The sequence below is a fragment of the Geodermatophilus sp. DSM 44513 genome (assembly GCF_032460525.1).
Lineage (GTDB): Bacteria > Actinomycetota > Actinomycetes > Mycobacteriales > Geodermatophilaceae > Geodermatophilus.
Window position 1 is genome coordinate 909178 of record NZ_CP135963.1, and the last position, 11913, is coordinate 921090.

At 77.4% G+C, this 11913-nt stretch carries 13 protein-coding genes; all 13 read right to left on the reverse strand.

Annotation, left to right across the window (positions count from 1 at the left end):
• Positions 1-10 precede the first annotated feature (10 nt).
• The 13 genes from RTG05_RS04305 to RTG05_RS04365 all read right to left on the reverse strand — a co-directional run bounded on the left by RTG05_RS04305 (position 11) and on the right by RTG05_RS04365 (position 11905).
• On the reverse strand, positions 11-619 hold the full coding sequence (locus RTG05_RS04305; protein WP_166527606.1) for a methylated-DNA--[protein]-cysteine S-methyltransferase: 609 nt from the start codon (positions 617-619) through the stop codon (positions 11-13).
• Positions 616-2109 (reverse strand): AlkA N-terminal domain-containing protein, encoded by a 1494-nt coding sequence (locus RTG05_RS04310; RefSeq protein WP_166527607.1) that lies wholly within the window; start codon positions 2107-2109, stop codon positions 616-618. Before RTG05_RS04310 ends, RTG05_RS04305 begins: the two co-directional genes overlap by 4 nt.
• 65 nt (positions 2110-2174) lie before the next feature.
• Positions 2175-2345, reverse strand: coding sequence for a hypothetical protein (locus RTG05_RS04315; RefSeq protein ID WP_166525605.1), 171 nt, complete (start codon positions 2343-2345; stop codon positions 2175-2177).
• Positions 2342-2533 (reverse strand): type II toxin-antitoxin system VapB family antitoxin, encoded by a 192-nt coding sequence (locus RTG05_RS04320; protein ID WP_208104785.1) that lies wholly within the window; start codon positions 2531-2533, stop codon positions 2342-2344. The genes RTG05_RS04315 and RTG05_RS04320 overlap by 4 nt, the downstream gene beginning before the upstream one ends.
• A 41-nt stretch (positions 2534-2574) precedes the next feature.
• A complete protein-coding gene (locus RTG05_RS04325) occupies positions 2575-4281 on the reverse strand; it encodes an amidase family protein (protein WP_166527608.1) in 1707 nt (568 codons plus the stop codon).
• 155 nt (positions 4282-4436) lie between these two features.
• Positions 4437-4736, reverse strand: a complete 300-nt coding sequence (locus tag RTG05_RS04330; protein ID WP_166527609.1) for a hypothetical protein — start codon at positions 4734-4736, stop codon at positions 4437-4439.
• Between the two features lie 65 nt (positions 4737-4801).
• Positions 4802-5731: an NAD-dependent epimerase/dehydratase family protein gene (locus RTG05_RS04335; RefSeq protein ID WP_166527610.1), complete on the reverse strand. Its 930-nt coding sequence runs from the start codon at positions 5729-5731 to the stop codon at positions 4802-4804.
• Positions 5728-6453, reverse strand: a complete 726-nt coding sequence (locus tag RTG05_RS04340) for a PIG-L deacetylase family protein (RefSeq protein ID WP_166527611.1) — start codon at positions 6451-6453, stop codon at positions 5728-5730. Before RTG05_RS04340 ends, RTG05_RS04335 begins: the two co-directional genes overlap by 4 nt.
• Positions 6450-7658: a glycosyltransferase family 4 protein gene (locus RTG05_RS04345; RefSeq protein WP_166527612.1), complete on the reverse strand. Its 1209-nt coding sequence runs from the start codon at positions 7656-7658 to the stop codon at positions 6450-6452. Before RTG05_RS04345 ends, RTG05_RS04340 begins: the two co-directional genes overlap by 4 nt.
• Positions 7655-8506 (reverse strand): sugar phosphate isomerase/epimerase family protein, encoded by an 852-nt coding sequence (locus tag RTG05_RS04350; RefSeq protein WP_315912317.1) that lies wholly within the window; start codon positions 8504-8506, stop codon positions 7655-7657. The genes RTG05_RS04345 and RTG05_RS04350 overlap by 4 nt, the downstream gene beginning before the upstream one ends.
• Positions 8503-9966, reverse strand: coding sequence for a YcaO-like family protein (locus RTG05_RS04355; RefSeq protein ID WP_166527613.1), 1464 nt, complete (start codon positions 9964-9966; stop codon positions 8503-8505). Before RTG05_RS04355 ends, RTG05_RS04350 begins: the two co-directional genes overlap by 4 nt.
• Entirely contained in the window at positions 9963-10922 is a 960-nt protein-coding gene (locus RTG05_RS04360) for an MBL fold metallo-hydrolase (RefSeq protein WP_315912318.1), read from the reverse strand. The genes RTG05_RS04355 and RTG05_RS04360 overlap by 4 nt, the downstream gene beginning before the upstream one ends.
• Positions 10919-11905, reverse strand: a complete 987-nt coding sequence (locus tag RTG05_RS04365; RefSeq protein ID WP_166527614.1) for a Gfo/Idh/MocA family protein — start codon at positions 11903-11905, stop codon at positions 10919-10921. Before RTG05_RS04365 ends, RTG05_RS04360 begins: the two co-directional genes overlap by 4 nt.
• Positions 11906-11913: the final 8 nt, after the last annotated feature.

Here is an 11913-nt window from a genome sequence, read left to right on the forward strand (position 1 = left end):
AGAGGGTGCCTCAGGGGAGAGACGATCCTGCGGATGGCGCGACCAGCGGTCGGCCCCCGTGCAGGGGCCCACCGCGAGCATGCGAGTGGTGGGGGGCACGGGGGTCCTTCTCGGGGGCGTGCGCCGCCTCGTGGTCGAGCAGCCAGCGCTTGACCGGCGTCCCCCAGCGGAAGCCGCCCAGGCCGCCGTCGGAGCCGAGCACCCGGTGGCAGGGGACGAACAGCGCCGCGGCGTTGCGGGCGCAGGCGTTGGCCGCCGCGCGCACCGCCGCCGGCCGGCCGCAGCGCGCGGCGAAGGCGGCGTAGGTGTCCGGCGTGCCGGCCGGGACGGTGCGCAGGACCTGCCAGGCGTCCTCGAGGAAGGGCCCGGAGCGCTGGCGCACCGGCACGCCGTCGACGGCGGACACGTCCCCGGCGACGAACGCGGCGACCGCGTCGAGCACGGGCAGGTGCCCGGCCGGCTGCACCTCCGCCGGGCGCAGCGAGCGGTGGACGACGGGCAGCAGCTCGCCGACGTCGGCGGTCCAGCCGCTGGCGAGCACGGTGCCGTCCGGGTCGACGACCACGGTGAACGGTCCTGGCGGCGTGTCCAGGGTGGCGGTGCGGGCGGGTGCGGTCACGAGGCACTCCGATCGGGGGTGGTGGCGAGCGGGCGGGTGAACAGGGCCGGTGCGGCCAGGGCCCACAGGTGCATGACGGCGTAGGACCGCCACGGCCGCCAGCGGGTCGCGGCGTCGGCGTCGGAGCTGCCGAGAGCGGCCAGGGAGCGGCGCAGCGCCAGGTCGCCGGGCAGCCACACGTCGGGGTCGCCCAGCCCGCGCATCGCGACCACCGCGGCCGTCCACGGGCCGATGCCGCGGACGGCGAGCAACGAGCGGCCGGCCTCCGCGCGGTCGGCGCCCGGGTCCAGCGTCACCGCCCCGGTGTCCAGTGCCTCGGCCAGCGCGTGCACGGTGCGCCGGCGCGCGCCGGTCAGGCCCACGGCGGTCAGGTCGGCGTCGACGAGGGCGGCCGGCCAGGGGAAGGCGTGGGTCAGCGTGCCGACCGGCTCCGGCAGCGGGGTGCCGGCGGCGCGCAGCAGCCGGGCGGTGAGGGTGCGAGCGCCGGCCACCGAGACCTGCTGGCCCAGGACGGCGCGGACGGCGAGCTCTGCGGCGTCCGGCGCGGCGGGCACCCGGCGGCCGGGTGCGGCGGCGACCGACGCGGCCAGCGCCGGGTCGTCGCCGAGGACGCCGTCGACCGCGGCCGGGTCGGCGTCGAGGTCCAGCGTCCGGCGGCAGCGGGCCACCGCCGTCCCGAGGTCGCGCAGGGCGGTGAGCTGCAGCCGGGCGGTCACCGCAGGGCCGCCGTCCGCGGCGGGGGAGAGGTGCACGACGCCGGGGCCGTGCGGCAGGTCCAGCACGCGGGAGAACGTCGTCCCGTCCCACTCCTCCAGGCCGGGGACGGCGTGCGCGCCGAGGAAGAGCAGCACCTCGGCGGCCTCGTACGGGGCGCGGGCGGCCAGCCGCAGGGTCAGCCGGCCCGGTGTGCCGGCCGGGGCCGTGGCGCGGGTGCGGCGCAGCCCGGTCGGGGTGGTGGCGAAGACCTCGCGCACGGTGTCGTTGAACTGCCGGATGCTGGCGAACCCCGCGGCGAAGGCGACGTCGGACACCGGCAGGTCGGTGGTCTCCAGCAGCAGCCGGGCGGTCTGCGCGCGCTGGGCGCGGGCCAGCGCGAGCGGACCGACACCGAGCTCGCCGACCAGGAGCCGGTGCAGCTGGCGCTCGGAGTAGCCCAGCCGCGCGGCCAGCCCCGGGACGCCGGAGCGCTCGACCTCGCCGTCGCCGATCAGCCGGACGGCGCGGGCGACGACGTCGGCGCGCACGTCCCACTCCGGCGACCCCGGGACCGCGTCGGGCCGGCAGCGGCGGCAGGCGCGGTAGCCGGCGCCCTGCGCGGCCGCCGCGGTGGAGAAGAAGGAGACGTTGCCGGGCAGCGGCGTGCGGGCCGGGCAGGACGGGCGGCAGTAGATGCCGGTGGTGGCGACCGCGGTGACGAACCAGCCGTCGAAGCGCGCGTCGCGGCTGGCCACCGCCCGGTAGCAGCGCTCGGGGTCCAGCGAGGAGGTCACGTCCTGAGCATGACAGCGCCAGGGAGCCCGGACCGGCGGTTTCCGGACACGCCGTCCGGACGGGGTCAGCCGCCGTCCGGGCCGGTGCCCGCCGGCGCGGACGGCTCGACCAGCAGGTCCAGCCGGGCCGCCGCGGTGGCCAGTCGCCGGTGGCGGGTCCACAGCCGGACGTCCGGGGTGAGCCGGGTGGCGGCCAGGGTGGCGTGGCTCTCCCGCAGATGGTCGACCAGGTTCACCGGCGGCGGGGCGCGGCGGTCAGCTCCGTTCGGTGCCGCCCGGTCGGGCCAGTCGACGGGCGCTCTCCCGTTCGATCAGCGCCCGCAGCGCCGCGCACGAGCGCGCTCGTGTCCGTCGTGCCGGTGAGGCGCTGGGCCTCGGCCAGCAGGTCGTCGTCCAGCGCGAGCGTCGTCCGCACGCCGGTCACCTCCGCACGGTCGTGGTCATCGGGGGAGGACCAGCTGACCGTCAGTCCCCGACGGTGGGCAGGTAGCCCGGCGCCCGGCGGGCGTCGACCTCCGTCTCGAAGGAGTACGCCAGGTCCAGGACGTCGGCGTCGTCCCAGCGGGTGCCGATGAAGTTGACGCCCACCGGCAGCGCCTCCTGCGGGCCGGCGAACCCGGCGGGCACGGTGACGTTCGGGTACCCGGCCACCGCGGCCGGGGTGGAGGAGGCGTAGACGAACGCGTCGCCGACGCCGTCGAGGTGCTCGTAGCGGGTGACCCAGCCGGGGGTGTTGGTCAGCGCCATCACCGCGTCCAGGTCGTTCTCGTGCCCGGGGCCCTGGGCGAGGGCCTCGTCGATCGCGGCCCGGGCCAGCCGGCGGATCTCCTCGCGGGTCGCCCGGATCGCCGGGTCCTCCTCCGGCACGGTGGCCGCCTGCGCCTGCTCGAGGAGCTCCTGGCCGAAGTAGGCCAGCTCCACCGGGTCCTGCTCGTTGAACGCGATGAGGCCGGCGAGGTCCTCGGGGTGCTCGCCGGGCGTGGCGGCCAGGTAGGCGTCGAGGTCCCGCTCGAACTCCGCCAGCAGCGCCGGGAACTCGCCCGCGCCGATCTCGGCCTGGTAGGCCAGCTCCAGCGGCACCGGGGTGGCCCCGGCGGCCTCGACGGCCTTGACCGCGTTGGCGAACACCGCCTCGGTGCCGTCGTCCACGGCCTCGGCCTGCTCGGCGGTCAGCGTCCACACCCCGATCCGCGCGCCGTCGAGGGCGTCGGCGTCCAGGTCGGCGAGGTCACCGGACAGGTCCTCGGGGATCTCCGCGGTCGCGGCGTCGGCGTCGTCCTGGCCGGCGACGACCTCCAGCAGCAGCGCGGCGTCGACCGCGTGCCGGGCCATCGGGCCGGCGGTGTCCTGCTCGGCGGAGATCGGCGCGATGCCGTCGCGGCTGACCAGCCCGAGGGTGGGCTTGTGCCCGACGATGCCGGTGCTGCCGGCCGGGCAGACGATCGACCCGTCGGTCTCGGTGCCGATGGAGACCTGCGCCAGCGAGGCGGCCACCCCGGCCGCCGAGCCGGACGACGAACCGCACGGGTTGCGGTCGAGCACGTACGGGTTGGCCGTCTGCCCGCCGACCCCGCTCCACCCGCTGGTGGAGGTGGTCCCGCGGAAGTTGGCCCACTCCCAGAGGTTGGCCTTGCCGATCACGATGGCGCCGGCCTCCCGCAGCCGGCGGGTGATGGTGGCGTCGTCGGGCGCGCTGCCGAGCATGGCGCGCGAGCCGACGGTGGTCGGCAGGTCGGCGGTGTCCACGTTGTCCTTGAGCAGCACCGGGATGCCCTCCAGGGCGCTGCGCGCGCCGTGCCCGCCGCGCACCCGGTCGCTGGCCGCGGCCTCCTCCAGCGCGTGCGGGTTGACCGCGAGCACCGCGCCCAGCTCCCCGTCGACCGCGGCGATGCGGTCCAGGTAGGCCCGCACCAGCTCGACGGCGCGGAGCTGCCCGCCGTCCATCCGCTCCTGCAGCTCCGGGATGGTGAGCGCGTCGAGGTCCAGCCCGCGCACCGGCAGGGTGCCCGAGCCGGCGGCGTCCACCGCGGGGGCCGGAGCCGGGGCGCCCGTGTCGGCGGCGGCCACGGCCGCGGGCACGACCAGCGCGCCGGCCAGGGCGGCGGTCAGCGCGACCCGGCCGGTCAGCGGTCGGGGGAGGGTGCGGCGGGCGTCGGGCACGGCGTTCGGCATGGCGCTCCTCGGCGGGGCGGACGTGACCCCCGGATGCTGGACTGCGGCGGGTGACCGCCGCGTGACGGAACGGTGCGTCCGCCCGACACCCCGCCCGCCCGCAGCGTCCCGTCACCGTGACGGGACGCAGCGTGCCGACGGCACGGCCCAGGAGGCTAGGCGGGCCGGCCGTCGTCGCGGACGACCCGCAGGTGCGGGCCGGTGCAGATGTCGGCGCGCGGGTCCTCCAGGAGGGGCAGGCCGGCCAGCCGGCGGACCCGGTTCTCCGGGACGTCGAGGGCGCGGGCCAGCGCGGCCGCCAGGCGTTCGCTGACCATCCCCGAGTGCCGGCCGTCGGCGATGCGGGTGATGGTCTCCGGCGCGATCGCCCACTGGGCCCTCCGCGACGCCGCCTGGGCGGTCGAGGACAGCTCCAGCAGGCGCAGCTGCACCAGCCGCTGCAGGTCGTGGGCCACCCGGCGAGGCTAGAGCGGACCGGGCCGCAGGGGGTGGCCCGCCTCCGTCGTGCGTGGACGGCCGGTCAGAACGGTTGCTGCGCCCGCCAGGCGGCCCACGCGCTCGCGACCACCGACCGCAGGTCGCGGCGGGCGCGGAACCCCAGCTCGCGGGCGGTCCGGTCGGCCGCGGCCAGCCGCCCCGGCGCGCCGGGGCGCGCGGCGACGACCTCGGGCTCGGTGTCGGCGCCGGTGACCTCACCGACCAGGCGCAGCACCTCCCGGTCGCTGCTGGGCTCGCCGCGGCCGACGTCGTGGGTGCCGCCCGGAGAGCCGGCGGTCAGCGCGCGCACCGCGGCCAGGTGGGCGTCGGCGACGTCGGCGACGTGCACCAGGTCGCGCACCGGGCTGCCGTCGGGGGTCGGGTGGCCGTCGCCGTGCAGCACCGGCCGCCGGCCCTCGTCCACCGCCCGGAAGACCGGTGCGAGGGGACCGGTCGGGCTCCGGTCACCGAGCTCCGGCGTCGCGGCCCCGGCCACCTCGCAGCAGCGCAGCACGACGGCGGCGCAGCCCCACGCCGCGCCGTCGCGCACCGCCCACTCCGCGGCCAGCGCCGTGCGGCCGTAGGGGGAGCGCGGGGTCCCGTCGGCCTCCGGGTACGCGGCCGCGGTCGAGGACAGCACGACGCGCGCCACTCCCTTGGCGCGGCAGCCCTCCAGCAGCGCGACGGTGCCCTCGACGTTCTCCGTCCAGTACGGCAGCGGGTCGGCTCCGGACTCCTCGGCCCCCGCCCGCCCGGCCAGGTGGACGACGCCCTGCACGGCGTGCTCGCGCAGCACCCGGCGGACCAGCCCGCGGTCCCGGACCGAGCCGACGACCAGCGGCACCGCCACCAGCCGCGCCGGGTCGCCGGTGGACAGGTCGTCGAGGACGACGACCCGCTCGCCGGCCGCGGCCATGGCGCGCACGACGTGCGCCCCGACGTACCCGGCGCCGCCGGTGACCAGCCAGCTCACCGGGCCGCCCCGTCCGCCGCACCGGCCACCACTGCCCGCGCCCGCGCCCCGCCCAGCAGCACCTCGGGCAGCCCGGCCAGCGCCGCCCGCATCTGCGTCGCGCCGCCGAACTGGAAGCCGAGCTGGGTGGCGTAGCGGGCGCACGCCTCGCCGCGCCGCTCGAGGTCCTGCGGCAGTCGGACCTGGGCCAGCCCCGCCGGCAGGTCGGGTCCGGGGACGGCGGCCGGGTCGCGCAGCACGTAGGGGCTGTCGCGCCACCACAGCACCGGCCGGTCCAGCCCCGCCACCGCCCGCAGCACCTGCAGGTGGTCGACGTGCCCCCCGAGCGCCTGCGGGGCCAGCCACAGGTCGGCGTCCTGCCGGGTGAGCTCCTCGGCCACCGAGCGCCAGACGTCGTCCCCGGGGTGCACGCCGGCGAACAGGTCCGGCGCGCTGGTGTAGCCCCGGTGCGGCGCCTCCAGCAGCCCCAGGTGCACCGGGGTCGCACCGAGCACGGCCATCGCGGCGGCGTCCTCGGCGCGGCGCAGCGCCAGGTAGTCGACGTCGGGGCCCAGCCCCTTGTCCAGCTGGCAGGCCAGCGCGAAGCCGGCCGGGTTTGGCACGGTGGCGGTGAAGCAGGTGAGCACGGTGACCTCGTGCCCGGCGTCGGCCAGCGCGGCCAGCGTGCCGCCGACGCTGAACGCCGCGTCGTCCAGGTGCGGGCTGACCGCGAGCACCCTCACAGCAGGTGCGCGGCCGAGCGGAACCGGCACGACAGGTCCGGCCCCGACGGCATCGACCAGTCCGCGGACGGCGTGCTGCCGGCCACCTCGCCGTAGACCGCGTCGATGGAGCGCGCCAGCACCGGCCAGGAGTAGAGCCGGCGCACCTCCTCCAGCGCGGTGGTCGCCAGCCGGGCGCGCAGGTCGCCGTCGGCGAGCAGCCGGTGCAGCGCCGCCCGCAGCCCGGCGACGTCGCCCGGGGCGTGCAGCAGCCCGTTCTCGTCGTGCCGCAGGCAGTCCACGACCCCGACGCTGTCGGTGCTCACCGTCGGCAGCCCGCTGGCCATCGCCTCCAGCAGCGTGTTGCTGAACCCCTCGCTGTAGGTGGGGCTGACGAACACGTCGGCCGAGCGGTAGACCTCCGGCGCCTCGTCGGGCGGCACGTAGCCGAGGAACGTCGTCCGCCCGTCGGCCCGCGCGCGGGCCTCGTCGAGGTCCGGGCCGATGCCGGAGACCACCAGCCGGACGCCGTCGGGCAGGGCCTCCAGCAGGTCCAGCACGCCCTTGCGGCGGTCCACCCGGCCGTGGAACAGCAGCACCGGCGGCTCGCGCAGCGCGCCCAGCGGCCGCTCGGCCGGGGTGAACCGCCGGGTGTCGGTGGCGCCCGGGACGATGGTGAACCGCGCCGGGTCCGACCCCAGGTTGCCGACCACCTCGTCGCGGAAGCTGGCGCTGCCGATCAGCACTGCCGAGGAGGCGTCCACCACTGTGCGCATCGCCTCGGCGTGGGTGGTGCAGCAGGTGCCCACCCAGTGCCCGTCGCCGCCCTGGATGCTCACCACCGCCGGCAGCCCGGTCTCCCGCGCCGCGGCCAGCACCGCCAGGCCCGGGGGGTAGCCGTACTGGGCGTGCAGCACGTCGAAGGGCCGCTCGGCGTGCAGGTCCAGCACCGTCCGGACGATCTCCGCGATGTCACCCTCCCAGTCGGCGGGGGCGACGGTCTCCCCGCGGCTGGGCAGCGCGTGCACCTGCACGCCGGCCGGGACCCGGGCCGGCGGGGGCGGGCCGCCGCCGTAGACCCGGGTGCCGGCCTCGTCGTCCCGGTACTGGCTGACCAGCACCACCTCGTGGCCAAGGGCCACCAGCTCGCGCAGCAGGTTCTCCGCGTAGACGCTCATCCCGCTCACCGCCGGCCAGTAGCGCCGGCTGACGAAGCACACCCTCACGCCGCCGCCTCCGCCGCTGCCTCGGCATCCCGCAGCGTGGCCATCGCCCGCGGCACCATCTCGTGCGCCCGGTGCCCGTCGCGGGACAGCTCCAGGGTGACCAGCCGCTCGTACCCGACGTCCCGCAGCGCCCGCAGCACGGCCGGCAGGTCGACGTCCCCCTCGTCCAGCGGCAGGTGGTCGTGCACGCCGCGGCGCATGCCCTCGACGGCGACCGTGCCCAGGCGCGGCGCGAACGCCGTCACCGCCTCCTGCGGCTCGTACCCGCCGGCGACGACGCAGTGCCCGGTGTCCAGGGCCAGCGAGATGCCGGGGGCCTCGGCGGCGAGGGCGGCCCAGCCGTCGCAGTCCTCGACCAGCATGCCCGGCTCCGGCTCCACGGCCAGCGCGTAGGACCGCCCGCCGTGGCTGTCGACCAGCGCGCGCACCCCGTCGACCACCCAGCCCCACGCCGCGTCGCGGTCCACCCCCGGCTTCGGCACGCCGGCCCAGAAGCTCACCGCCTCCGCGCCCAGCACCTCGGCCAGGTCGCAGGCCAGCCGCAGGTAGGCCAGCCGCCGCGCCCGGCCCTCGGCGTCGGCGGTGACCAGCGTCGGCTCGTGCTTGACCCGCGGGTCGAGCAGGTACCGCGCGCCGGTCTCCACGACCACGCCCAGGCCCAGCTCGTCGCAGCGCGCCCGCACCTCCTCCGCCCGGGCGAAGGCGTCCGGCGCGAACGGGTCGAGGTGGACGACGTCCAGGGTGAGCGCCACCCCCGCGTAGCCGGTGTCGGCCAGGAACGGCAGCGCGTCGGAGAGCCGGTGCGAGGTGAGCCCGTTGGTGTTGTAGGCGTACCGCAGGCCGGTCACCGGGCCAGCACCTCGGCGACGGTGTGCCGGCCGGGCTCGCGGTACAGCGCGTAGAGCGCGCCCACCCGCCGGGCGGCGCCGGCGCGGTCGAACCAGGCCGGGCCGCCGAGGCGCTCCTCGGCGTCGGCGGTCAGGTGCACCCGCGCCCAGCCGCCCGGGTCGGCCCCCACGACGGCGAGCCCCTCGTCGTGCTCGACCAGCCGCCGCACCCCGCGCTCGCCGATCCGTCCGTAGGACATCGTCTCCACCTCCAGGCCGGGCACCAGCACCTTGGCCGCCACGGCGTCGCCGGCCGAGGGCTGCAGCTCGACCAGCACGTCGAGGCCGGCGGCCTGCACCGCGCCGGTGACGGAGGCGTGCAGGTCCTCCCCGGACCAGGTGGGCAGGTCGGTGAGCGCCACGCTCGACCGCCGGGACAGCACCGAGTCCTGCAGCAGGTCGACCAGCGCGGCGGTGCCCATCCGGGTCCACTCGAGCATCGCCTGCAGCGCGCGGTCCTCCTCGACCAGCCGTTCCGGCGGGTGCCCGCCGCGCCAGTGCTCCAGGTAGCCGGCCGGCGTGGCGGGGAGGACGACGTCGTAGGGGCCGTGCATGAACGCCTTGCGGCTGCGCGCGGAGGCGAACTCGTGCAGCGCCTTGCGGACGGCGGTGTCCCGGTCGGGGTGCGCGGCCTCCCCGCATGCGGTGGCCATCACCGGCACCGGCTCGGAGAGGTCCCGCGAGCAGCCGACCGCGTACACGTCGACCACGCCGAAGTCCGTCGCCGCGAGCTTCACCACCACGTCGATGCCGGCGGCGTCCAGCCGGTCGAGCAGGGCCAGCGCGTCGGGGTCGCGCAGGCCGGCCAGGTCGACGACCACGCCGCGGTCCATCGCGCGGAAGGCCGTCGCGTTGCCGTCGCGCTGCAGCACCTCCAGCAGCGCGTGCGCCACCGCCCGGTCGGCGTCGAACGCCGCGCCCTGCCCGTTGGTGATGACCGTGGTGAGCCAGCCACCGGGCGGCGGAGCGCCGGGCAGGTCGTCGGGCGCCGACGCGACCAGTTCCGCGGGCACCAGCACCGTCTCGCCGTCGCGCTGCCGGGTCATCGGCAGCCACTGCAGCGGCCGGTCGTCGGCGTAGGCGCTGCCGGCCTCCAGGCACAGGGTGCGCGGGTCGGCCACCCGGTCGCGGCCGTGCCGCCGGGCCACCTCGGTGTACGAGCCCTGCTCCCGCTGCACGCCCTGGTGGGCGCGCAGCGACAGGGCCATCTCGGCCATCTCGCCCAGCGCGCCGGTGCGCGCCTCCTCGCGGGTGGCGCCGTAGCCCAGCCCGCTGCCGCCGGGGTGCGCCGGCGTCGGGGCCAGGACGGCGCTGTGCAGCGGCACGTCGAGGACGTCGAGGCCCTCGATGGCGAACTCGTCGACCGGGGTGGGGAAGGAGTCCCGGTACCGCTGCGAGGGCGTGACCTCCGTGGTGGTCACAGCTCGGCCAGCGGGACGGGCGCGGCGTCCGGCGGGCCGGACAGCAGCCGCTGCACCAGGTGCACGACGTGGTCGGTGGTGACCCCCGGGACCATCTCGAACGGCGTGGTCACGGTCCCGAAGTCGAGCACCCCGACGACGGCCAGCATCTCCCGCAGCTCGCCGTGCGACAGCGGGATCTGCGCGTGGAAGGCCTTGTGCGCGGACAGCGCCACCGGTGCCCCGGCCTCGTCCAGGTCGACCTTGAGGGAGTCGCCGCAGAACAGGATGCCGCGGCGGGAGTCGTGCAGCACCGAGTGCCCGGGGAAGTGCCCGCCGGTGCGGTGCAGGGTGAGGTCGGGGGCCAGCGTGAGGACGTCGTCGGCCGGCCAGGTCACCCGGAAGGCCTTGGTCCAGGGCAGGTCGTGCACGTTGACGCACACCACCCGCGGCTCCAGCTCCAGCTGCAGCTGCCACAGCGCCCCGTAGCCGTGCACGTGGGAGGACGCCAGCACCGGGAAGCCGCCGTGTACCTCGGCCATGCGGCGCAGCTCGGCGAGCATGTCGGCGGTGTACCAGGGGGCGCACTCGAAGCCGACCAGGCCGATGTCGGTCTCGATCACCCAGCCGCGGCTGTCCAGCCCGAAGCGCGGCTCGGTGCCGAACTCGGTGACGCCGTCGACCGGGGCCGGCCGCCAGGAGCCGGTGACCAGCTCGTCGGCCTGCTTGGCGGTGACGAACTCGAAGCCGTGCTCGGGCAGTGCGTTGCGCACGTCGGCGCAGACCGGGCAGACCAGCGGGCCCGGTGCCGGCCAGCGCTGCCAGTGCCCGCAGTTGGTGCAGGCGTAGGCGGGCAGGTCCGGCAGCAGGCCGCGGTAGGGGTTGGTGTCGACCTGGCTGGTTCCGTGCCGCGCGCCGTCGTCAGCGGCGGGGTCGGTGGGCCGGTCGATCGAGCCGGGCACGTCGGGCGGGGTCACGCGGGGCCTCCGGAGAGAGCGGTGAGGAGCAGGCGGTGCAGGGCGAGGTCGCGGGCGGGGGGGTACGGCCACCGCGCGCGGCCCGCGACCGCGGCGGTGAAGGCGGCGAACTGCGCCTGGAACGGCGGGGTGTCGGCGAACGGCACGTCGACGGGGTCGGGGCGGTGCAGCGTGAGCGAGCCTCCCGCCGTCTGGCCCATCGTGTCGACGGCGACGGCCATGCCGCGGGTGCCGACCACCTCCAGCCGGCGGCGGGGCAGCGCGTCGGGGGTGTTGAACGCGACGTGCAGGCTGACCAGCACGCCGCCGTCGGTGCTGCCGGTGAGCAGTGCGCCGTCGTCCACGCCGTAGTCGTGCACCCGGGTCTGCAGCCGCGCCGACAGCTCGACCACGTCCTCGCCGAGCAGCACGCCGGCCAGGTCCAGGCCGTGCGGGGCCAGGTCGATCGCGGCACCCCCGCCGGCGCGGGCGGGATCGACCCGCCAGTTGTCGTGCGGGCGGCCGTCCGGCGTCCAGTCACCGGGCAGCCAGCAGCAGTAGACGATCCGGACGGCGGTGACCGTGCCCAGCTCGGGCACCAGCTCGCGCAGCCGCACGTGCGCGGGGTGCCAGCGCTGGTCGTAGGCCGTCCCGAGCAGGACGCCGGCGTCGCGGGCGGCGACCACCATCGCGTCGGCGTCCGCGACGTCGGCGGCCAGCGGCTTCTCGCACAGCACCGCCTTCCCCGCCGCGGCGGCGGCCGCCACCAGCGCCCGGTGGCCGGCGTTGGGGACGGCGACGTAGACGGCGTCCAGCCCCGGGGTGGCGAGGAACCCGGCCAGGTCGGTGCTGCGGTGCGCGCCCTCGACCGGCACCCGGTCCAGGGCCGCGGGGTCGCGGTCGTGCAGTGCGACGACCCGGGCGCCCTCGACGGCCAGCAGCGCGGGCAGCGCGTGGTCGCGGGCCACCCAGCCGCACCCGGCGATGCCCCAGCCGACGCTCACCGTGCCCC